Source organism: Ruegeria sp. AF3 (assembly GCF_056536285.1).
This window is the reverse complement of the sequence record NZ_JBQFJM010000002.1, coordinates 476,187-499,169: the sequence shown is the minus strand read 5'-3', so window position 1 is coordinate 499,169 and position 22,983 is coordinate 476,187. Positions and strand designations below refer to the sequence as shown.

At 55.5% G+C, this 22,983-nt stretch carries 20 protein-coding genes; 10 read left to right on the top strand and 10 right to left on the bottom strand.

The genetic code is table 11. The features are described 5' to 3' along the window. Positions 1-2: 2 nt before the first annotated feature. The 4 genes from ACR3FC_RS18895 to ACR3FC_RS18880 are packed head-to-tail and all read left to right on the top strand — an operon-like array spanning position 3 to position 6,119. Positions 3-1,064 (top strand): ABC transporter substrate-binding protein, encoded by a 1,062-nt coding sequence (locus tag ACR3FC_RS18895; RefSeq protein ID WP_480477765.1) that lies wholly within the window; start codon positions 3-5, stop codon positions 1,062-1,064. Between the two features lie 60 nt (positions 1,065-1,124). Then, complete coding sequence (locus tag ACR3FC_RS18890) at positions 1,125-3,191, top strand: FAD-dependent oxidoreductase (protein WP_480477763.1); 2,067 nt, start codon at positions 1,125-1,127, stop codon at positions 3,189-3,191. Beyond that, a complete protein-coding gene (locus ACR3FC_RS18885) occupies positions 3,188-4,762 on the top strand; it encodes a trimethylamine methyltransferase family protein (protein ID WP_480477761.1) in 1,575 nt (524 codons plus the stop codon). Before ACR3FC_RS18890 ends, ACR3FC_RS18885 begins: the two co-directional genes overlap by 4 nt. Further along, positions 4,755-6,119 (top strand): aminotransferase, encoded by a 1,365-nt coding sequence (locus ACR3FC_RS18880; protein ID WP_480477759.1) that lies wholly within the window; start codon positions 4,755-4,757, stop codon positions 6,117-6,119. The genes ACR3FC_RS18885 and ACR3FC_RS18880 overlap by 8 nt, the downstream gene beginning before the upstream one ends. A gap of 279 nt (positions 6,120-6,398) precedes the next feature. On the opposite strand, the gene ACR3FC_RS18875 is transcribed toward ACR3FC_RS18880, so the two are convergent. The 4 genes from ACR3FC_RS18875 to ACR3FC_RS18860 all read right to left on the bottom strand — a co-directional run bounded on the left by ACR3FC_RS18875 (position 6,399) and on the right by ACR3FC_RS18860 (position 9,731). Beyond that, positions 6,399-7,268 (bottom strand): EamA family transporter, encoded by an 870-nt coding sequence (locus ACR3FC_RS18875; protein ID WP_480477757.1) that lies wholly within the window; start codon positions 7,266-7,268, stop codon positions 6,399-6,401. Positions 7,269-7,271: 3 nt separating this feature from the next. Further along, positions 7,272-8,057, bottom strand: coding sequence for a phosphodiesterase (locus tag ACR3FC_RS18870; protein WP_480477755.1), 786 nt, complete (start codon positions 8,055-8,057; stop codon positions 7,272-7,274). A gap of 343 nt (positions 8,058-8,400) precedes the next feature. Beyond that, complete coding sequence (locus ACR3FC_RS18865) at positions 8,401-8,925, bottom strand: redoxin domain-containing protein (protein ID WP_480477753.1); 525 nt, start codon at positions 8,923-8,925, stop codon at positions 8,401-8,403. A gap of 56 nt (positions 8,926-8,981) precedes the next feature. Next, the gene (locus tag ACR3FC_RS18860; RefSeq protein ID WP_480477751.1) at positions 8,982-9,731 is read right to left on the bottom strand and encodes a hypothetical protein; all 750 of its coding nucleotides are present in this window, start codon (positions 9,729-9,731) and stop codon (positions 8,982-8,984) included. Between the two features lie 87 nt (positions 9,732-9,818). On the opposite strand from ACR3FC_RS18860, the gene ACR3FC_RS18855 reads away from it, so the two are divergent. The 4 genes from ACR3FC_RS18855 (at position 9,819) to ACR3FC_RS18840 (ending at position 12,328) form a co-directional block, all read left to right on the top strand. Next, on the top strand, positions 9,819-10,361 hold the full coding sequence (locus ACR3FC_RS18855; RefSeq protein WP_480477749.1) for a MarR family winged helix-turn-helix transcriptional regulator: 543 nt from the start codon (positions 9,819-9,821) through the stop codon (positions 10,359-10,361). Then, entirely contained in the window at positions 10,362-11,087 is a 726-nt protein-coding gene (locus ACR3FC_RS18850; protein ID WP_480477747.1) for an MOSC domain-containing protein, read from the top strand. 117 nt (positions 11,088-11,204) lie between these two features. Then, positions 11,205-11,417, top strand: a complete 213-nt coding sequence (locus ACR3FC_RS18845) for a hypothetical protein (RefSeq protein ID WP_480477745.1) — start codon at positions 11,205-11,207, stop codon at positions 11,415-11,417. Positions 11,418-11,458: 41 nt separating this feature from the next. After that, positions 11,459-12,328 (top strand): VOC family protein, encoded by an 870-nt coding sequence (locus ACR3FC_RS18840; protein WP_480477743.1) that lies wholly within the window; start codon positions 11,459-11,461, stop codon positions 12,326-12,328. Between the two features lie 135 nt (positions 12,329-12,463). Here the strand turns inward: ACR3FC_RS18840 and ACR3FC_RS18835 are convergent, their stop codons facing one another. Beyond that, positions 12,464-13,651 carry a diaminopropionate ammonia-lyase gene (locus ACR3FC_RS18835; RefSeq protein WP_480477741.1) on the bottom strand — a complete coding sequence of 396 codons (1,188 nt, stop codon included), beginning with the start codon at positions 13,649-13,651 and terminating at the stop codon, positions 12,464-12,466. A gap of 100 nt (positions 13,652-13,751) precedes the next feature. Here ACR3FC_RS18835 and ACR3FC_RS18830 point away from each other — a divergent pair, with 100 nt between their 5' ends. Next, a complete protein-coding gene (locus ACR3FC_RS18830; RefSeq protein WP_480477739.1) occupies positions 13,752-14,231 on the top strand; it encodes an Lrp/AsnC family transcriptional regulator in 480 nt (159 codons plus the stop codon). A 224-nt stretch (positions 14,232-14,455) separates the two neighbouring features. On the opposite strand, the gene ACR3FC_RS18825 is transcribed toward ACR3FC_RS18830, so the two are convergent. The 5 genes from ACR3FC_RS18825 to ACR3FC_RS18805 form a co-directional block, all read right to left on the bottom strand. Continuing rightward, positions 14,456-16,900, bottom strand: a complete 2,445-nt coding sequence (locus ACR3FC_RS18825; RefSeq protein ID WP_480477737.1) for a GcvT family protein — start codon at positions 16,898-16,900, stop codon at positions 14,456-14,458. An 8-nt stretch (positions 16,901-16,908) separates the two neighbouring features. Beyond that, positions 16,909-17,790 (bottom strand): phosphotransferase, encoded by an 882-nt coding sequence (locus tag ACR3FC_RS18820; RefSeq protein ID WP_480477735.1) that lies wholly within the window; start codon positions 17,788-17,790, stop codon positions 16,909-16,911. Between the two features lies 1 nt (position 17,791). Then, entirely contained in the window at positions 17,792-19,783 is a 1,992-nt protein-coding gene (locus tag ACR3FC_RS18815) for an ABC transporter permease (RefSeq protein ID WP_480477733.1), read from the bottom strand. Next, positions 19,780-20,802, bottom strand: coding sequence for a quaternary amine ABC transporter ATP-binding protein (locus ACR3FC_RS18810; RefSeq protein WP_480477731.1), 1,023 nt, complete (start codon positions 20,800-20,802; stop codon positions 19,780-19,782). The genes ACR3FC_RS18815 and ACR3FC_RS18810 overlap by 4 nt, the downstream gene beginning before the upstream one ends. Positions 20,803-20,878: 76 nt before the next feature. Then, positions 20,879-21,826, bottom strand: a complete 948-nt coding sequence (locus tag ACR3FC_RS18805) for an ABC transporter substrate-binding protein (RefSeq protein WP_480477729.1) — start codon at positions 21,824-21,826, stop codon at positions 20,879-20,881. A 203-nt stretch (positions 21,827-22,029) separates the two neighbouring features. On the opposite strand from ACR3FC_RS18805, the gene ACR3FC_RS18800 reads away from it, so the two are divergent. Beyond that, positions 22,030-22,815 carry a DeoR/GlpR family DNA-binding transcription regulator gene (locus ACR3FC_RS18800; RefSeq protein WP_480477727.1) on the top strand — a complete coding sequence of 262 codons (786 nt, stop codon included), beginning with the start codon at positions 22,030-22,032 and terminating at the stop codon, positions 22,813-22,815. The last annotated feature ends 168 nt before the right edge of the window (positions 22,816-22,983 follow it).

The following is a 22,983-nucleotide window of genomic DNA, read 5'->3' as shown; positions in this document are numbered from 1 at the left end:
GAATGAAACTTCAGGGAATTGCGGCCTTCGCATGTGCGACGGCGTTAACGACAGGCAGTGCCAGTGCAGGTGGCGCTGATCTGACGGTTTTTGACTGGTCGGGATATGAAGATCCCGGGTTCTTTGCCAGCTACATGGAAAAATACGGGGATGAAGCGCCAAGCTATTCCTATTTCGGAAGCCAGGAAGAAGCCTTTACCAAGCTGAGTTCCGGTTTTACCGCTGATCTGGCACATCCTTGTTCCGACGCTGTCAGAAAATGGGTCGCAGCTGATCTGATTCAGCCTTTGGACGAAAGCAAGCTGACCAATTGGACGGATGTGCTGCCCGAGATCAAAGAGGTCGACGCCATCGTTCTGGACGGCCAGCTTTACATGCTGCCATTTGAATGGGGGAACACGGGCCTGATCTATCGCACCGACAAGATCTCGGGGGATGACATCTCGCTGCAACTGATGGCGGACCCGGCCTTTGCGGGCAAAATCGCCATCCCGGATGCCGCATCGTCTGCTTATGCCCTGGCCGCGCTGGCCACCGGAAACGCGGATGACTACACCAACCTGAGCGATGAGCAATTCAAGGAAGCATCGGATTTCCTGCGCTCGATCCATCCAAACATGCGCTTTTACTGGTCCGATGCGGGTCAGTTTGACCAGGCCATGACCAGTGGCGAGATCGAAATGGGTTGGGCCTGGAACCAGTCCGAACTGAACCTGATCTGGAACGAAGTGCCCGCGGCCATGATGCGCAACGTGGACAAGGGCATCGCGACCTGGGCGTGTGGCTATGTGCATCTGAAATCGTCCACGACACCGGTCGATCAGGTCTATGACCTTTTGAACGCGCTTACGGACCCTGCCAGTGGTCAGTACATCATCGACAACTGGGGCTACCCGCATTCCAACGCAAAAGCGTTTGAAATCGCCGATCAGGCCAATATCGAAGCCTATGGTTTTTCCGATCCCAAAAGCTTCTTCGAAGGCAGCTTGTTCTTTGATGCTGTGAACCCCGAGCTTGAGGCGAAGATGCTGGCCGAATTCGAGCGGATCAAAGCCGGCTTCTAACACAACCCATCATCCGGGGCCTAAGGGCTCCGGAACCCAACTACAGGAAAACGCGTGATTATGTCGAACGCGAACCCATATGCTCTGCTTTTTGAACCGATCCAGATCGGGCCGGTGACAGCCAGAAACCGCTTTTATCAGGTGCCGCATTGCACCGGGATGGGGCATCTCAGGCCGCGGGCGGACGCTGCCGTGCGGGGAATGAAAGCAGAAGGTGGCTGGGCCGTGGTGTCTAATCAGGAAACCGAGATTCATCCGACCTCGGATTTGTCCCCGTTCCCTGAAGGGCGATTGTGGGATGCACGCGATGTGCCTGCGCTGCGGCTGATGACCGATGCAGTGCATGCACATGGCGCGCTGGCGGCCATCCAACTGGTTCATAACGGCAACCATGCGCAGAATCTACTGACCCGCGCTCCGGTTCTTGCACCTTCCGAAATGTCTGTGGATACGACGCATCCAAAGCATGCGCAGGCCATGGACAAGGCTGATATTAGGGAACTTCGCCGCTGGCACCGCGACGCGGCCCTGCGCGCGAAAGAGGCCGGGTTTGACATCGTTTATGTCTATGCCGGGCACAACATGACATTGGCACAGCATTTCATGCTGCCCCATATGAACCAGCGCAGCGATGAATATGGGGGGTCGCTTGAAAATCGAGTGCGGCTGACCCGTGAACTGCTGGAAGACACCCACGATGCCATAGGCGACAGCTGTGCCGTGGCGTTCCGCTTTGCCATTGACGAGATGATGGGCGCCGACGGTATGCAGGCGGCAGAAGAAGGCCGCGCCATTGTCGAGCTATTGGCCGATCTTCCCGACCTGTGGGACGTGAATGTGGCGGATTGGTCCAATGACAGCGCAACGACCCGTTTCCAGCCCGAAGATGGTTATCAGAACGCGTTTCTGTCTCACGTCAAACAGATCACCCGAAAACCTGTTGTTGGCGTTGGCCGACTGACGTCCCCGGACATGATGCTGTCGGTGGTCAATAAGGGAATTGTCGACCTTATCGGTGCCGCGCGGCCATCCATTGCGGACCCTTTCATACCAAAAAAGATCGAGGAAGGCAGGATCGACGAAATCCGCGAATGCATCGGCTGCAATATCTGCGTGTCGTCGGACAATCTGGGTGTTCCGATCCGCTGCACACAAAACCCAACGATGGGCGAGGAATGGCGCCGCGGCTGGCACCCCGAGATCATTGAGCCGAAAAAAAGCGAGGCAGAAGTGCTGGTCATCGGTGGCGGACCTGCGGGGCTGGAATGCACCATGCAATTGGCACGGCGCGGGTATCAGGTGACACTGGCCGAGGCCTCGACCGAATTTGGTGGACGGGTTGGCAGGGAAAGCAGACTTCCCGGCCTCGCCGCCTGGTCGCGGGTGGTTGACTATCGCCTGAACGATCTGAAGCAGCGGGCCAACGTACAGTTGTTCACGGACAGCAAGCTCGAAGCCGGACAAGTCTCCGAGCTTGGCATCGAACATGTCTTTGTCGCAACCGGCAGCTATTGGCGCGCAGATGGCGTGGGTCGCAACACGCAGCGCCGCCTGCCCACGGTCATGCCGGATGCCAATGTGTTGACGCCTGATGAGATCATGAATGGGGTTCTGCCCCCGGGCGGCCCGGTGATGATCTATGATGATGACCACATCTATCTGGCGGGAGTGATTGCCGAGAAACTGGCGACTGCCGGATATCAGGTCATTTTTGCCACGCCAGAGAGTTTGGTTTCGGCCTACGCCGTTCATACTTTGGAACAGTCCCGCATCCAGGCCCGTATGATTGAATTGGGCGTCGATATCCGTTGCAATCAGGTGCTTACGGCGGTTCAGGGCGGCGCGGTGCGGATCGGCTGTGTCTTTACCGGCCGCGAAATTGAAATCCCGTGCGCCTCAACGGTTCTGGTGACCGAGCGCTGGCGTGAAACCGCCCTTTTCGACAGCCTGAAGGGGGCCGGTTTGAAAACCCTTGACCTCATTGGTGATGCCGCGTCGCCGGGATTGATCGCAGACGCGGTTTTTGCCGGCCATCGCGCCGCCCGCGATTTCGAGCGCCCAAAGGCCGATGCAGACAAAGACTGGTTTCGCCGTGAGATTATTGATTTGGCAGAGGATGCGACATGAACAGCACCAATGAAACAACCCGTTCACGTCGTCGCGGGGGCGGCGGGCGCGCAGCGCGTCTGAAGGTACAACAGACGACCACGGGTAACGAAGCCGTACGCGGGGGTCTGAGCGGCGGACGCTATAGACCTCTGACTCAAATCGATATGGAGAACATCCATCATGCAGCCCTGACCGTTCTGGAACAAACCGGTATTACCGACCATTTCCCGGAGTTGCTTGAGCTGGTGCTTCCCAAAGGTGCAATGTTGAGTGACCTCAATCGGCTGTGCTTTCCACGCGCCCTGATGGAAGACATCCTGGCTGGTGCTGCCAAGGAGTTTTATGTCTATGCCCGCGGAGAGCGTGAAGGCAAAGACGACATGCATTGTTCGGCAGAGAGCGTTTACTTCGCCAACTCTGGAACCGCCGTGACAACATTCGATGCCAAAACCAAAACCTATCGTCCGTCGGTTCTGCGTGATGTTTATGATTTCACCCGCCTGGTAGACCGATTGGAAAACATTCACATGCTGGGCGACACGGTTCTGGCGACGGATGTGACCGATGATTTCACCCATGACATGAACACCATTTACGCCATGCTTGCAGGCAGCCAAAAACCCGCCTGCCTGACATTCCGCGACCGCAGCCACATTCAACATGCCATCCGCATGTTTGACCTGGCTCAGGGCGGCGAGGGGGCTTTCCTGAAAAAGCCAAGCGTCATATTCGGCGGCTGCCCCATTGTTTCCCCTCTGCGGATCGGCAAGGAAAACATGGAAATCTTGATCGATACTGCCAAGCTGGGCCTGACTGTTGATCTGGCCGTGCCGCCTCAAGCCGGGGCCACGGCTCCGGCGACGCTTGCGGGAACACTGGTTCAAACCGTCGCCGAAACACTTGCCTGCGTCGCCATCGTCAACCTGATCACGCCGGGTTGCCCTATCTGCTTTGCGGCCTGGCCCTTCATTACGGACCTGCGCAGCGGGTCTTTCACTGGCGGCAGCGGCGAACAGGCGCTGATCGGTGCCGCAGCAATTCAGATGGGCAACTTTTACGGCCTTCCCACTTCGGTGGGTGCAGGTATGACCGATGCAAAAATACCCGATGCACAATACGGGTTGGAAAAGGCGCTGACCTTTACCCTTGCAGCGCATGCCGGCGCCAATCGCCTGTGCGAGTTTGGTGGTATGATCGGTAGTCTTATGGGATGCAGCTTTGAAAGCATGGTCATCGATGACGAAGCGGGCGGCATGATCCTGCGATCGTTGCGCGGGATAGAGGTTACCGATGAAACCATGGCGGTGGATGTGATTCACCAATGTGCCATAGATCCGGGTCATTTCCTCGGCAATCCGCACACGCTGAGCTATATGAACAGCGAATTCGTCTACCCTCAGCTTATGGACCGCGAGCGTACGGACACTTGGGAGAATGAGGGGAAAACGGATCTTCTGGACCGCGCCCGCGACAAGGCGAATTCCATCCTCGACAGCCATTTTCCTAATTATTTTGGCGCTTTGGACGCTCGGGTACGCGAAGAATTTCCCATTGTGTTAAGCGCGGAAAGCATGGCGCGCCATGGATAGTTCCAACGTAAAGCAATGGGACAACGACCACTTCCTGCACCCGTGGGAAGGGATGGAGGCTTTGGGTGAAAACGACCGCACCTTTATCGAAGGTGCCAGCGGCATTCATCTGATAAACGAAAAAGGTGCACGCCTGATCGACGGACCGGGGGGCATGTGGTGCACCCAGATTGGGTATGGACGCGCGGAAATGGCCGAAGCAATGGCCGAGCAAGCCCGGAACCTTGCCTATTTCTCGCCCTTCAACAACACAAACTCGACTGCGGCACAGTTTGCCCGCGAAATCGCCAAACGTGCGCCGGGTGACCTGAATAATGTCTTCTTTACAACCGGCGGTTCCACTGCGGTTGATACTGCCATCCGGTTTGTCCATTTCCGCAACAACCTAATGGGTTGGCCAGAGAAAAAGAAAATCATTTCAAGGCAAAAAGCCTATCACGGAAGCACATATCTGGCGGCCAGCGTCAGTGGGAAGGAACGTGACAGGCTCTGGCTCGACAAGGCCGACGACCTGGCGCATTTCCTGCCGGACGTGAACCCGCTTTACCGCGCGCCCGGTCAAAGCGATGAAAGCTTTCTGAACGAGAAAGTTGCCGATCTCGAAAACGCCATTGTGGCACTTGGCCCGGAAAATGTTGCCGCTTTTATCGCCGAACCGGTTTTGGCCTCGGGCGGCGTCATCGTACCACCAATTGGGTATCACGCACGCTGCCTGAACATCTGCAGGAAGTATGATGTATTGTATATTTCCGACGAGGTCGTGACGGCTTTCGGTCGTTTGGGTCATTGGTTCGCCTCCGAGGCTGTCTTTGGCATTCAGCCTGACATAATCACCTGTGCCAAAGGAATGACATCCGGGTATGCGCCGATGGGGGCCGCGATTATTTCTGACAGGTTGATTGCGGATGTTGCGGGAAAAGATGCCACCTTTTCGAATGGCTATACCTATTCGGGCCATCCGGTCAGCGCGGCTGCCGGGTTGAAAAACATCGAGATTATCGAGCGGGAAAGGATACTCGAACACGTTCGAAAAGTCGGCCCAGTATTTCAGGATCAGTTACAGCAGTTGCGCCAGATTGACATCGTGGCCGATGCGCGTGGGATGGGATTGATGGGGTGTGTTCAGTGCTCAGTCGATGGCGATCCCCAGAGCGAGCTGGGGCGCGACTATGAGATTGGCAGCCGTATCGATATGGAATGCCAGAAACGCGGTCTGCTTGTTCGACCCGTGATCAACATGTGTGTTCTTTCGCCGCCCCTCATCATTACACAAGGCGAAATCGAGCATATGTTTACTATCCTGCGGCAAGGGCTAGAAGCGACATCCGAATGGCTCGGCAGAATCAGTGGCCGGTGACTGGTGTGGGCTGTTTCTGCAATAATCTGGAGATCGGGTAATATAGCGGCATTTCGATCTTAGGGATTGCCAAGTTCATTTTTCGCTAAGGATTTGGCGTATTCGCTCTGTCTGAACGACTATGGCATCTACGCATTGGGTCCAGAGATGGAGTGTTTCTGACCTTTGGTTCTGTCGTGCATGTCATTTCAGGACCGGCCATTTTCGTCCAGAGAGATCCCAAACAAGGCCAGTGGAAGAATGGTGAATTCGCAGTACGTCAAGACAGTGGATGCAGGTTCAACCTCGGGACAGCGTAATCAAGAGAATTCCCAGTGCGATCAGGCTGGCCCAGCCGATACGGTGCAGAAAGCGGGATTCCTTGAGGATGATCGCTGCGAGGGTCACCGAAACCGGGATTGATGCTTGCCGGACCGCGCTGACTGTGGCGGCCTCAGCCCCAAGCTGAAAAGCGGTCAGGATGAACAGGTAGGACAGATAGGACACGATCCCGGCAAATGCGATCCGCACCGGTGCCTGTGCCCAGCCCCGCACGACCCCCAGGAACGGGGCTGACAAGTGGCGATCTTCCCAGGCCCTGATGCCAGCAAGCAGCGGTGTCACAAGAATATAGGTGAAAAACAGGAAAGGTGCCGGATTGGTCAGCTTCATCGCTTGGGCATCGCTTAACGAATAGGCAGCCGACCCCAGCATCGCCATACTTGCCAGCGCGAATGCTCTGTGATCGTGCAGTAGGCCGCCGGGCGACTTCTGGATCATCAGGCTGCCTAAAAGGACCAGCGCGATTCCCACCAATGTGAACCACGAATAATGCTGATCAAGGGCCAGCCAGCTGAAAGCGACAATGGCAATCGGCGACGAACGGATGATCGGATAATAGACCGAAAGGTTTCCACGTCTCAGGGCCGACAACGTGCCGTAGTAATAGAAGGCAAGCCCAAGGGCCGAAATCGCGACAAAGGGCCAGACCTCATAAGGCAGGCTCAGATCATGTCCCATGGCCAGCGTTTGAACCGCCGCCAGGATCACCCAGGTCAGGGACACCCCGACATAGCACGACACCGGATGCGCAACCCCTTTCAGCGTAAGGTCGCGCAATGGGTGGGTTGCCGCCGAAACGAGAACCAATGCGATCCAGTAGGATTCCATGCCTCAGGTCTGATGCAATGGGTTGCGTTGCAGGAAAGTGTTGAAATGCACCGTCAGCTGATCCTCGGCAATCTGTACCACACCGTAGGCCGGAGGTTCGTCGCAGAACTCGCCATCGACGCTGGTCGCATTCAACGGGACCTGGTGGTTGAGGCTGGGCAGGCTGGTAAATGGAAAGCCGCGCCAATTCACGTAGGTCATGCGGTGTACATGACCGTAAAATACATGCCGAATATTGCGTCCGAGTTTGAGGGCATCAGCAAAGGCGTCCGCCTCGACCAGCCTGATATCGTCCACAAGGGGAATGCCAAGGTCAAAGGGTGGGTGGTGCAAAAACACATAGGTGGGCTTGTCCTCGGCTTCGGTCAGTTGCTGCCTGAGCCAGTCCAGCCGGGCAGGGCAAAGCTGCCCTTCATGCACATCGCGCCCGTCTTTGGTTGAATCGAGAAACAAGAAAACACCCTCGTCCATTTCGAACCGATGCTGGACAAACCCATTGGCATCCTTTGGATGATCCGGGAAGACCGATTGGAAAACGGCTCGGTCGTCGTGATTTCCAATCAGCAGAAATGAGCGAAGAGGAAATGCGGCCAGTCTCGCCTTGAGAGCCCGATAGGCCTCCTCCTCGGCAAATTCAGCCAAGTCGCCAGAGATGACACAGAACGCCGCATCGGAATGCCACTGAAGGATATCGTCCAAGCAGGCGTCCAACCGTTGGGACGGAAAACCGCCATTGAGCGGTCCGGAGTCGCGGACGAGGTGTATATCAGTGATGTGAATGAACTTCATCCGCCATTTCCCCCGAGTAATGCAAGAAACAAGGTATCGACGAAGCTTGCCGATCGCACGGATTTAGTAAGAATTTCACTGGCATCACTCGCTCATACACGACAAGGTTGGCAGCCGAACACGACAGAGTTTGCGAAACTTGCCTCGACCGGTGTGAAACCGTATTCCAGATGATCCGGCCTTATTGCTATCGCGGTATTCAAATCTGAAACGGGCGTGGTGCCTGGCCGAAACGATCATGTGAAACCAGGGCAGACCTGCACAGTTAAGAAAAGGGTGAACCCAAGTAGCACAAACCGAGAATGGGAAGTGCGCCTTGGTTTGTCTTCTCTACACTTCCGTTTTACACAGCGCAGCCAGTGTCATCACACCGGCTGGCCTGACTGGGGTGCCGACTTGCGTCCTCAGCAGCAGCCTTACGGGCAAGCAGGCTGCCAATCTCTGCACCCACTTGCAGCTCTGAGACCTGGCCAAAGTGATGTGCTGCAATCCGTCCTGACTGATCCAACAGAACAAGGCTGGGCGTGCCGCGCATTCCGTATGCCGCCATGGTTTCCGGCAACGGCCCGGTGCCCTGTTTGTCGACCGCCACAGGAAATTTGATACGGTATTCGTGAAGAAAGGCTTTCAGTGATACCGGGGTCATCGCGTCATGATGTTCGAAAACGGTGTGCAAACCGATTACGGCGACGTGTTCGCTGGAAAAATGCTCCCGCACAGCTTGTGCCAGAGGAATGCCATGGAGGATGCAGCCTGGGCACAGCATCTGGAAAGCCTCAATCAGGACAACCTTACCCTGGAAATCCGAAAGCTTTAAATTCTTGTCAGTGTTGAACCATTCACTGACCTGTAGTTCAGGTGCTTGCATATTGGTCTCTCTTGTTCAGGGGCCGGACGCCTGCGTGAAGCGACCGGCTGATACCGTTACTGAAGCTTGCCCGGCAGGCTCAGGTCGCCCGACGCAATGTCGAAAACATCCGTGACGCACAACAGCGGAGCGTGAATGTTGGCGTTTACCCGCAGGGCAGAGGTCACGCCATCATAAGCGATGCCCTCAAGCTGAACGTCGCTGGAAAACCCAGCATTAACCTGAATTTCCGGGCCATCGAACAGCGGTGTGAACCCAGGGCTGTCCAGAAAGATTGGGAACCCAGGCCAGGTCGCAGGAAGCTTTGGCGTCGACCCTTCGGGAATATCGCGCACTGCAAGGGCGCCCGGGCCGCAAGCTTCGGTCGGGGTGAGTACAACCCAGTGGCTGTGCCACTCGATGCCATCATTGGCTGGATTGCCATCGCCGTTTTCATCAAAAAGAGGCGTGTCGTCAAAATCCGGGTGGCTGGCTGCTGCCATTGCCAGGATGCCGGTGCCGCCTTCGAAACCCACTGCGGACGGATCCAGAGATGTAGGCCACACATAGGACCAGACGTCTGACCCGCCCACTGCCCCGGTTGCCGCTGGAACCGAAGCCCCGGCAGTGCCGCTGGTGGTCATGTGAAACGTAACAGTATTGCCGTTGCGATGCGCATGCGCTGCAAGGATGTCGAAGTCAGCCGCCATGCTGGCATCAGCGGGAGAGATAACAGCCCCCTCCTGATGAAGGGCGTGAGTGCCGTCTGCGATGGCAGGTGAAGCTCCGATCACAATGGCAGCAAGTGATTTCCAAGTAAGTGTCATTTCTCATCTCCGGTCAAGTAATAGCGACTCGCTATAATAAGAAGAAACACATTGCAACTTTAATTTCGACTCGCTACTTGATGTAGCATGAGAAACGATCACAATATTCGTATCCTTATCAACCGCCTTGCCAGGATAGATTCCGCTGCGGGCTGGGCGGGCGACCTGAATCCGACGCAAAGAGCCGCGCTGGAGTACCTGTCCGAGGCAAATCAGTTTTCCCGTTCACCGTCACATGTCGCAGAATACCTTGGGACAACACGCGGAACGATGTCCCAGACCCTGAAGGCGCTTGTGCGCAAGGGATACGCCGCCGAACACCGGCAAAAATCTGACCAGCGGTCGATCTCGTATGAGTTGAACGAGGCTGGTCGCGCCGTTTTGGCAGAGGCCAATCCGATTGCAGACGCCATTGGCAATCTGCCCGCCAGCGTTCAGGTGTCCCTCAAGGAGGGTCTTCTTCAGAGCTTGAGGTTGGCATTGGCAGCGAACGGTGGCCACTCGTTCGGGAAATGCATGACCTGCGCCTATCATGAGACAGGCGTGGGAAATGACTTTTGCACTTTGCTGAACCTTAGCCTCGAGCGCGGCGAAGAAGAAAAGATATGCATCGAACACAAAGAAGCCTGAATGTTCCTTCCTGAACTATCCTCAGAAATCGGTAGCATTTTCCTGGGTCGTGTCACGAACCGCTGGGAAGCAAGGCCGCCCTCTGCCATTCAAAAGGACCGGGTGTCTGGCCGTCAGGTCATTTCTCTTACTGGTTTTTCTGACGATGCACAGGCGGACCTGACCGTGCATGGCGGTGCAGAGAAAGCCATTCACCATTATGCGCAGGATCACTATGCGGATTGGCAGAGAGAAGGGCAGCTGCCTCCCGGCGCAGTGCCCGCTGCTTTTGGTGAAAACATCTCAACAACCGGTTTGACCGAGGAAAATCTGTGCATTGGCGACATCCTGAGGCTGGGCACGGCAATCGTTCAAATCAGCCAGGGCCGTCAGCCCTGCTGGAAACTGGGACTGCACACTGGAAATGAAAGGATGCCCTACCTGTTTCAGAAAACGGGTCGCACAGGGTGGTACTACCGTGTTCTGGAAACCGGTGAGGTCGAAGCAGGAGATCGAATAACGTTGATTGAAAGGCGCAATCCGGACTGGAGCGTGTTGTACGTGACCCGCGCCCGTCTAACACGACGAGTTTCCCGTGAAGATGCCGAAGCCCTCGCAAATCTGTCAGACCTCGTCCCAGGCTGGCGGCAAGCCTTCGCGCGCATGGCCATGGGCGATGTAAAAGAAGATACGCGTGCAAGATTGGGGAGCATGCCGAATACGTCGTCCGAGGGGTCCACTGGGTGACGTCGGTATGATGGGCGGACGACTTGGGCAGGTACCCCGCTCCCTGCCGATAAGCTAAGCAAAGACGCACAAACCCAGGCCTCGATCAAACTGTCCGAAGGGTTTTGTCGGGATGTTTTGGTTTACCGGAACCTCAACAACTTCGCGTGGTATATTGGCGATACCTATGTTCAGCACGCCACCGCGTGTGGCGAGGGGCCGGTTGAGTTGATCGAGGCTGTTGCCGGTGAACTGGCCGCCGATCGTGATGTGCAGGTCGATCTGTACCGCGTGCTTGCCGAGGGTCTCTATGCTGCAATCCCGGCAATGTGCACAGGCGAGGATTTCTAAACAGGATGGCCTGAGGTTTGACTGCCGCCGCCAGTACAGCGATGATCGCGGATATGCTGGGTACGCGGGCTTACGCCAGCGCGGTTGATGGGAAGGGGGTTTCGAACCTCAGAAAAGGAGTCTTTGGCGTGAAAAGCAGTGAAGCCCCCGTGTCAATCGGCCGTGTGGCACTGATTGTGAACGATCTGGACGCTGTTGGGACCTTTTACCAACAAGTGCTCGGCCTTGAGGAATTGGCGCGGGATGGCGAAACCCTGAAACTGGGCGCTGGAAACAACGTTCTGCTCGAGTTGCGCCAAGACCGTACCGCGCGTCGCTATCCGCATGCGGCGGGCCTTTTCCATACAGCTTTTCTAATGCCGGACCGCGATTACCTGGGACGCTGGCTGATCTATGCTGCACAAAACCGCATCCCGTTGACCGGGGCGGCGGATCACGACGTCAGCGAGGCGTTGTATCTCAACGATCCAGAAGACAATGGGATCGAAATCTACGCCGACCGGCCTGTTGATACATGGCAGATGGATGGAAAGTATACCCGCATGGGCTCGCATCATCTGGATCTGGGGGCCATTGCAGGTGCAGCACGGACAGACTGGTCCGGGGCTCCGGAAAATATGGTGGTCGGACATGTCCACCTTCAGGTCGGGGATATCAATTCGGTCGACGAATTTATGACGCGACATCTAGCGCAGGACTGCATGCTGCACGAAGGTTCAGCAGGGTTCTACAGTTCGGGCGGGTACCACCATCACTTTGCAGGCAATATCTGGAACAGCAATGGTGCAAAAGCTCGTCCAACTGACAGCAGCGGCTTGGACGAGATCGTGCTGTTGACGGATGGGACTGTATTGCAACCGCAAGAGCTGACGGACCCTTGGGGAACGCGGTTCTCTGTCGAAAGGAAGTGAACCTGCATGATTGGCTAAGGACAAAGGCGTATCTTGCAGGTGGGACAGAGGTAAACTCCGGCGGCCTGGCCGGAAGGTGGAAGCCGGGCGCGGCTTCCACCAAGGGGGAATACCAAGCGGGGTCATTTCCGCATGTCAGTTGCTATCATTCATGATCCGGTTGAAAACATGCGGATCTGTGACGCCCTCTGACCCGATTAACATCACTCTGGATTTTGGTGTAATTTGAAATTGTTGTCGCAGGTCGGTGCGCAATGACGCGCAGATCAAGCCAATCAGACCGGCTACGGCGCTTTCGCCAGCCTCGATTGGCTCATCTCCGAAAGCGCCGTTTGCCAATAGGCGGACGGCCGGTGCCACAAGCTGATCAGGGATCGTCATAAAACCGCTGGCGGCCTCTCCCAAAACGTTCCATGCCAATTCGGACGGCGCGCCGCAGGATAACCCAGCCATTATGGTTTCTTCGCCTACTTCGACGGCTGTAGGCCGATTTGCCTGGGCGCTTGCAAAAAGGCAGGGGGCCAATTCAGGCTCGACCACGATGACGCGCGGAGCATTCTGCCCCCAATCCTGGAGGAATACCGCGGTGACGGCAGCCGCCAAGCCTCCAACGCCGCCTTGCAGGAAGACATGAGTGGGTGGCAAAGCTAAGTCCTGCACGATCTCACGCGCCATGACCCCATAGCCAGCCATGACATCAAGCGGTGCCTGAGTGTAACCGGGCCAGGAAGTATCCGAAACGATCAACCAGCCGTGTTCTGCTGCATCAATGCGGGTCTTTGCTACGGAAGCGTCGTAATCTCCATCAACTCGGATCACTTCGGCCCCCAGCTGGCGCATTGCGTCGGCGCGAAATTCGCTTACTTCTTTGTGAATGTAAATTCGGCAAGGCGCGCCGAAGCGCTGGGCACCCCAAGCCACTGAACGCCCGTGATTGCCATCTGTTGCGGAGATGACGGTTATGTCTGCAATTCCGGCAGCATGGGTGCCGTTTCGAATCTCATCAGCGGTGACTTCCCGGCCTGCCTTTTCGGTCAATTCACGCTGTAATACCCGCAGAACCGCATAAGCGCCGCCAAGTGCTTTGAAACTGCCCAAGCCAAATCTTAACCCTTCATGCTTGTAACAGACTGTGCCCAGATTCAGCGCATCGGCTAGACCTTGAAGGGATAGCATTGGGGCTCTTTCATATCCATTCCAGCTTTGAATTTCCCGCTGCGCGAGGTCAAAACCCTCGCGGGGTAAAGTGGTTGCGGCGGCATGGCCAAAGCGTGGCTTGGCTGCATGGCTTTCAATTCCGACAGTCTCAAAGTTTGCGAGCATTTTGTGGTCCTTCCATTGATGGTGCAAAAATAAATCAATGGCGGTGATGTTTTTGCTCTAAGTTGCAGGTAAAATTGAAACAAACTTGCATGAGGTTGCCGTGAAGCAAAAATTTTCATCAGGAAGTCTGGATAGCTTCGATCTCGCGATTCTTAGGGTGTTGCAGCAGGACAATACGGTGCCGCACCGTCAAATCGGTGAAAGCGTGAATCTGTCTGCGCCCAGCGTACAGCGAAGGATCAAACGCATGGAGGCGGAAGGGATCATTGCCGCGCAATCAGCGCATATTGATCCGGCAGCCGTGGGATTGCCGCTGACCATTTTCGTCGAAGTCGAACTAAAAACCGAGACAGGCGGAAAAATCGATGAAATCAAGAACAGCTTCTTTGGTGCCCCTGAGGTTCAGCAATGTTACTATGTTACTGGTGAAGTGGATTTTGTTCTGATCGTTATCGTTCGAGATATGTCGGAATATGAAAAGCTTACCCAACGGTTATTCTTCTCGAACAAGAACATCCGAAAGTTCAGGACATTCGTTGCAATGGACCGAACAAAGTCATCCATGCAGTTGAACATCTGACTTGTGCCCCACCAGCGCAGGTAGTGCGGCGGGGTATTTGACGTTGCGCGGCGAGAACAGGAAACAAAGTGCTTGTGCATTCCAAATCTGCCGGCAACCTGGTGATCTGGACAGTAAATCCTGCCGGGACACCTCTTGGTTTAACTGGAAAATGAACACCTTTCCCGAGGTAATGAGGTTGGGACACATTTGCCCCAACCTCATCCAAGCTACAGGGGTTTGTGTTACGATTTGATACGGTCCATTTTGGGATCGTAAAGCGGTTGAAGTGTAACGTCGCAGGGGACACGTTGGGTCGCAACCTCCAACTCATATGTGCCGGACGTAACAAATTCCGCATCGACACCACCCTGGTTTCGGACATAGCCGTAACCGATGGATTTGCCGGTCGTGTAACCATAGCCACCCGACGTTAGCCAACCCACACGTTCTCCATCCCGGTATATCGTTTCGCGGCCCAACAGCACCACATCAGGGTCGACGGTAAAGCAGGCCAGCATCTTTTTGACGCCCTCGGCCTTTTGCTTTTCGCTTGCCGCGCGGCCCTTGAAGTTTATGTTTTTGCGCAGTTTCACAGCCCATCCCAGACCGCTTTCAAACGGCGTGTGATCGGGCCCGATGTCAGATCCCCAGGCGCGGTAACTCTTTTCTAACCGAAGAGATTCAATTGCGCGGTAGCCTGCATTAACCAACCCGTGTGGCTGCCCTACTTCCATCAGCGCAGTGTAGACTGTTTGTGCATATTCAACAGGCAAGTGCAGTTCCCAGCCAAGCTCGCCCACATATGTCACCCGCAGTGCCCTGACAGGGCAACCGGCGATACCGATTGTCCGGATCGTACCAAACTTGAACCCGTCATTCGACACATCGTCGCGGGTAACCGCCGCCAGAATGTCTCGCGATTTCGGCCCCATCAGCGACAATACTGCGTTTGAGGAGGTGATATCGAACAGCTGGCAGTTCAGCCCGTCCGGAATATTGCGGCTGATCCAGTCGAAATCGTGGGTGGCAAAGCCTGTGCCGGTGACAATGTAGAACTCATCATGCGCTACACGGCCCACGGTCAGGTCGCATTCAATTCCGCCCTTGTCATTCAGCATCTGGGTATAGACCAGAGCGCCCACCGGTTTGTCCACATCATTGGCACATATCCAGTTCATCGCAGCCAGGGCGTCGGGGCCTTTCAGCGCGAATTTGGCGAACGATGTTTGATCGAACAGCACGGCCGCCTCCCGGGCCGCTTTGTGTTCGCGACCAACGGCAGCGAACCAGTTCTGGCGACCAAAGCTGTATTCGTCCTTGGGCGTTTCACCCAGCGATGCGTCGGCAAACCAGTTCGGACGCTCCCAACCCAGTTTTTCGCCAAAGCAAGCGCCCTGATCCATAAGCGTATCGTACAGCGGTGACTTGCGGCAGGGGCGGCCGGACTCGTGTTCTTCATGAGGCCAAGCCATAGTGTAGTGTTTGCCATATGCTTCGACTGTTCGGGTGCGAACCCAATCGGTGTCGAAATGCGGGCGGCCAAAACGGCGAATGTCGGCGGACCACAGGTCAAAGGGCGGCTCGCCCTTGGCGGCCCATTCTGCCAGCACCATTCCGGCGCCACCGCCAGAAGCAATGCCAAAGGCGTTGAAACCAGCACCAACAAAGAAATTCTTTAGCTCTGGTGCTTCACCTACAATGAAGTTGCCATCCGGAGTGAAGCTTTCGGGACCATTGGTCAGGGTCTTGATCCCCGCGGTCTCCAACGCTGGCACCCGGCCCAGCGACAGCTCCATGATCTGTTCGAAATGGTCGAAGTTACTGTCGAGCAAGGTGTAGTGGAAATCTTTAGGTATGCCATTCACCGCCCACGGGATCGGGTTCGGCTCATAACCGCCCATGACGAGCCCACCAACTTCTTCCTTGTAATAGGTCAGCCGATCGGGATCCCGCAGGGTAGGCAGATCACCGGGTACACCAAATGGTTCTGTGACCATGTACTGATGTTCCATTGGCACCAGCGGCACATTCACACCGAACTTGGCGGCAAAATCGCGCGTCCACTGACCGGCACACACGATCACCTTTTCACATTCGATACGGCCATGTTCAGTGATTACGGCGCGGATCTTGCCGTTCTCGATTTCAAGATCGGTGGCCTTGGTATCCTCGAATATCTTCGCGCCTGCCATGCGCGCTCCCTTGGCCAGCGCCTGGGTAATGTCCGAGGGGTTTGCTTGCCCATCGGTGGGCAGGAACGCCGCGCCGATGACGTCACCGATATCCATCAGCGGCCAAAGATCCTGCGCTTCCTTCGGGGTTAGCAGCTGCATGTCCAGACCAAAGGAATGGGCTGTGGTGGCCTGCCGTTTGACCTCGGTCCAGCGTTCCTCGTTGCAGGCAAGGCGCAAACCACCATTCATTTTCCAACCCGTTCCCAGACCGGTTTCTTCTTCAATCTTGTTGTACAGATCGACTGAATATCCCAGCAGCTGAGTGATATTGGCGTTCGAACGCAGCTGCCCCACCAGACCCGCAGCATGGAATGTGGTGCCCGAAGTCAGCTTTTTGCGCTCCAGCAGCACCGTGTCGGTCCAACCGAGCTTGGCAAGGTGATAGGCGGTCGAGCAGCCGATGATGCCGCCGCCGATGATGACGGCTTTGGCTGTATTTGGAAGGTCGGTCATATCTGTCCTCAGGTGTTTTTGTAATCGGTCAGGGCCGTGCGAAACCGTGCGAGATTTTCGCTTGTGTAGGCTGCGTAGTCGAAGTCGATATCCGAGGTGATCTCGGACACCATGCTCCACATGGTTTCACGAAGCAGCGAGGCGCATTTCATCGCCGTATAGCGATGACGCAATTGGTTGGTGACGGGTGCCTGAAAGTAGGTTTCCAGAACCCAGTCCTCTTGTTCATTGGAAAGAGAGTTGTTCGAGGCCAGCCCACCCAAATCAAACAATGGCGAGTTGAAGCCCGCGTAGTCGAAATCGATCAGCCACAGGCGGGTGCCATCGTCCAGAAAGTTGCCGCAAAGCAGGTCGTTATGGCCAAACACGATGTCGTACGGCCCGGCCTCGGCTTCCAGATCATTTCCAATTTGCACAAGTTCAGGGATCAGGCCTTTATGCGAACTTCCACGATCGGTGAGGGTGGCGGCATAGTCGCGGATGACATGAAAGACCCAGAACACCAGTGAGGGGCCGCGCAGGTGCTTGGGCACCTCAAGGTGGCAAGCTTTCACGAGCTCCAGCACTCGAGGCAGCATACTGGGGTCGCGTACGTGTTCTTCGGTCAGAGTGCGGCTTTCGACGAATTCCAGGACTGTTAATTCGTTGGACGAAAACACTACAGCGGGTGACAGACCTGCAGCATGGGCGGCCTTACTGGCGGCCAGTTCGTTAAAGCGCATCACCTGGTGCAAAGGGATGTCGTCACCGACACGCACCACGTAGGATCCACTGCTGTCAGTAACCTTGTAGTTCACATTTGTGATCCCACCCGTCAAAGGGGTGGCTTTGATCTCGCCCTGCCAGATCGGTAGCTTGCGAATGCGGGTCATCAGATCGGATTGGGTCATATCAACTCTCCATTCCAAAGCGGATGCGTGCCTGACGAGCGCTTGCGTTGATCAGCCTATCAGCGATGATGGCAATGAATGCGATGGACAGCCCTGCCACCAGACCCCGGCCAGTGTCAGCCTTTGTCAGGGCAATGTAGACCTCTTGCCCCAAATCCCGGGTGCCAACGAGGGCCGTGATAACCAGCATGGACAGCGCCAGCATGATGGTCTGGTTAATACCCAAAAGGATTTCGGGCAGGGCCATGGGCAAGCGAATATGGCGCAGGAGTTGCGTGCCTGTGCAGCCAGAAACCAATCCAGCCTCGATCAATTCCTCACTGACCGATCGCACGCCGTGGGCCGCGTAACGCACGGCCGGGGCCAGTGCGTAAAGGACTATGGCAATCAGAGCAGTGAAATCGCCGACACGGAACAGCATCACTACCGGGATCAGATAGACAAAGCTGGGTAATGTCTGCAGCGTATCAATAAACAGGTTGATCACTGTCCCGGCGCGTTTGTTAAGTGCGGCCACAACACCCAGCGGAACCCCGATCAGAGTCGCAAGAAACACAGAGGCTCCGCAGAGATAAACTGTCACCATTGCCTTGGCCCACAGTCCTGAAATGAGGATCAGAGACGCCAGTCCTCCGCACAGCAGTGCCAGCCGCCAGCCCCCTGCATGCCAACCCAGCAAGGTCAGCATGGCAATGGCCCAAGGCCATGGAATTCCCAGCAAGACCGTTTTGATCGGGATCATGAACCACGTCAGGAAGAAGATCTTAATCGCCTCGAACGTGTCGAAATAGTTGATGTTCAGGTATTTGACCGTGTCATCCCAGAACCCGCCAGTGGTTATCGTTTGACTTTCAGGATACTCCAGCAGCAGGGGTGAGAACTGCCCCAGAACCCAGGTCAAAATTAGCAGGATCAATACCAGAATTGTCCGGCGATGGCGGGTAACCCACGAGCCGGGGAGCTCGTGATGGACCTGCCCCATACGCTCGGCGAAAGCCTGACTTAGGCGATCAACCGCAATGGCCAGAACGACAATGGCAATACCGGCCTCGAACCCTGCACCGATATCCAGTCTGCGCAGCGCGGCAAGGACGTCGAACCCCAATCCTCCGGCCCCGATCATCGAGGCGATGATGACCATGTTCAGCGTCAGCATGATCACCTGATTGACACCCACCATCAGACTGTGGCTGGCGGAAGGAACCAAAACGCGCCACATCAACTGTTTTTGCGTCGTGCCTGCCATGCGCCCGAAGTCCAAAATCTCGGGGTCGACGGCTCTCAAGGCAAGCGTGGTGATCCGCACCATAGGCGGCGTCGCATAGATGATCGTGGCGACCAGCGCCGAAATCGGTCCAAAGCCGAACATGAACAGAATTGGTACCAGATAGGCGAAGATCGGGATTGTCTGCATCAAGTCCAGAATGGGCGAGATGATGCGGTCGAAAGTCAGGTGGCGATAGGCCAATATCCCCAACAACAGCCCACCGCCCGCGCCAATGGGCACCGCAATCAGGACCGAGGCAAGCGTAACCATCGCGCTGTCCCACTGGCCAAAGACGGCCAGATAGGTAAAGCAGCCGCCGACCAATGCCGCGAGCCCCCAGTCCCGGCAATACTGTCCCAAAGCTACTACGGCGGTGATCACTACAATCCAGCTGATCGCAGGTAGAATGACTTGCGCATCATTGCCTTGCCCGGTGACAAAACCTTCGGCCAGCAGGGACAATACAAGGTCATAGGGCTGTTCGATCAACCAAGCGGCAGCGCGGGTAACGTCGGTGAACGAAACTGGGCCGATTGCTGCATCCTCGATCAACCAGGACATCGCAGATGAAATATAAGTTTTGAACGGGACGACCCAAGCCGACGGGAATTTGGTGATCCAGCGCGCATCCAGCGCTTTTCCCAGGTTACTGCCGAAATACCCCAGCAGGATTGTCAGTCCGACAAGCAGCAGAATGACAAGCTGGCTGCGGGACAGGCGGCTCATACCGCGTCCCCTTCACCGAATAGCACATAGGCCACAGCCTTGCGATCAATGGCGCCAATAACCAGACCATTGCTGTCTGTCACGGGAATTGGTGCATCTGCGGTGATGATCCGTTCCGCCACGGCCGAGACGCGGGTTGATTGCACAATGGGCTCACCTTTACCCGCAGCGCCGACCGTCATTACACCACCAACCGTCAAAACCTTGGAGCGCGGAATATGCCGCGTGAATTCAGCCACATAATCTGTCGCTGGATTCATCACCAGCTCCTCTGGGGTGGCAATCTGGATGACTTCACCATCCTTCATAATGGCGATGCGGTCGGCCAAGCGAACGGCTTCTTCAAAGTCGTGCGTGATAAAGACAATAGTCTTATGCAACCGTTCCTGTAGTCGCAGAAATTCGTCCTGCATTTCGCGACGGATCAGCGGATCGAGGGCCGAAAAAGGTTCGTCCAGGAACCACAAATCGGGCTCTGTCACCAATGATCGGGCAATGCCCACACGCTGTTGCTGACCACCCGAGAGCTCTCGTGGATAGTAGTCTTCACGCCCCTTCAGACCGACCAGTTCCACCACGTCTCTCGCCTTTGCTTCGGCCTCGTGTTTGGGCGTAGCCTGAATGGTCAGGGGGAACATCACATTCTGCAACACAGTCAGGTGCGGCAGCAGGGCAAAATGCTGAAACACCATGCCCATCTTGTGCCGGCGAATTTCAATCATTTCTTTTTCGCCGGCGCGCAGCAGGTCGGCGTCGTCGAACAGAACCTCTCCGCTCGTGGGTTCGATCAACCTGGACAGACAACGAACCAGGGTTGATTTGCCTGAACCGGACAGGCCCATGATGATGAAGATTTCACCTTCGACGATTTCAATATTGGCGTTGCGTACCGCTCCGATAACACCCGCATTTCGAATTTCATCTGCCGATGGGTTCGGATTTTGCGCCAGAAGGGTCTCGGCGTTTGAACCGTAAAGCTTCCAAACGTTTCGGCAGGACAGTTTTGTTGTGGGGGTCATCTGTGATGTCCGGTACTAAAACGGAAGAAGACCGAAGCGGTAGAGGAGAGCGGGGTAACCGCTTCGGCCAAGCAGATTATTTAGAGATCCAGCCAGACCAACGGTCTTTGTTCGTCTCCATCCAATCCGCGACAACTGCATCAATATCCACACCGTCCAGATCGGCTTTGCCGACCATGGCGCTCATCTCGTCGTTATTGATGTTATAGGCTTCGATGATGTCATACGCGCCCGGCCACTTCTCTTGCAGACCAGCCCAAGCAGCCTTCCAGATCGGACCACGCGGTTTTCCGCAGTCATAGGCCAAATCCGGGTTCACACCAACTGACGGGTCGCTGTAGCACTCGGGCGAATATGGCGGAAACTCCACGAATTCGCCGTCATATTTGGCCGGGGCCCAGTGTGGAACATAGACCCAAAGCATGATCGGATCTTCACGCTGATATGCAGATTCCAGTTCTGCAAAAAGCGCTGCATCCGTGCCTGCGTGGACAACTTCAAACTCTAGCTCTAATGCTTCGACGCGCTCGTCGTCGAAACCGCCCCAGGTCACAGGTCCACCGACATAGCGCCCATTTGGCGAGGTTTCAGCGGTGGCAAATTCCCCTGCGCAGTCTTTCAAAGCTTCCCAGTTTGGCAGGCCTGGGCAGCGGTCTTTCATGTAAGCTGGGTACCACCATTCTTCGATCGCCATCAGACCGGTTTCACCAACGTTCACCACGTTGCCAGAGGCGGTGGCTTCGTCCAGCGCTTCACGCCCGGTGGTTTCCCAGATTTCCATTGCCAGATGTAGATCACCTGTCTTCAGGCCCGCAAACTGAGCGATATAGTCCGCCTGAACATATTCAACGTTGTACCCTGCCTCTTGAAGAATTGCTCCCATTATCTTGGTGTTGATCAGCTGTCCTGACCAATCATGCAGCGTCAGTTTGATAGGGTCCGTCGATTCGACGGCCCAAGAAGCCGAAGCAGTTACGCCAGCGACTAATGCTATTGCGTGTAGTGTATTGAATTTCCTGATCATGTTGTGCTCCCTGAATGTGGCTTTTTGAGTGTTTTTCGTTTATTACACTTCCATGCTGCGCCAATCTGACAACTACGTCAATAAAAACCACATTTCTCCACGATAATTCGTTATAATTCGCATAAAAAGCCCCGAATGGCACCGTATTGGGCGCAATATTGTTTTATTGGGATGACTGCCGTATCCCCCTTTCAGGAGGTCGCATGTTAAAGCCACGAAAAACCACAAATCAGCGCGAAGAAGAAATCCTTCGAGAGCTGCAACATGCGGGCGGGTCGTGCAGGGTCAGCCTCTTGGCTCAAAAACTGAATGTTTCCAATGAAACGATCCGGCGTAACGTCAAGGCACTGGAAGAGCGCAAGATCGTGAGGAAGGTTCATGGCGGCGTACATCTTAGCGAAGACGCAATTGAACCACCTTTTGAAAACCGCTTGGGAACGCAAGCGCATGCGAAAGAAGCAATAGCCCGGGCAGTCGCAAATACAATTAGCGACGGGGACTCCTTATTTCTGGATATCGGTTCGACAACCGCCTACGTCGCGCTTGCGTTGCGGAAACATAAAGACCTGTTTGTGGTTACCAATTCGGTTTTCGTCGCTTACACGTTGTCAAAGCACAACAACAACCGGGTGTTTCTGGCCGGTGGAGAATTGCGCGCCCATGATGGGGGTGCTTTCGGTGCAGAGGCATTGGATCTTGTGAAGCGTTTCAACGTACAGTTGGCAGTGTTTTCGGTTGGAGCCGTGAATGGAGATTTGGGCTTTATGCTGCATGATCTCGAAGAAGCCAATATCGCACGTGCTGCGGCTGAAAATGCGCAAGTGCGCATCGTCGTTGCCGACAGCGGAAAATTCAACAAGCGGGCTCCGATATCTCTTCACAACATGGCCGGAATTGATGTGTTTTTTACCGACCGCCGTCCTCCTGCCAATATCCAGGACATGCTCGATAAAAATGATATCGAAGTAGTTATCGCAGGGTCGGACTAGGCGCTCTGTCTCATCAGGGCAGATCAGGTCACGTGATATTTCGGGCAAGCCGGTGTGAAGGAACCCTCCGATGCTCCACCTGTTTCATTGCAAAAGAAAGATTGACTACTGAGAGCACATCGTCCCAGCGTCGCGATGTCAAGATCATACGGGCGTTTATGGACTTTG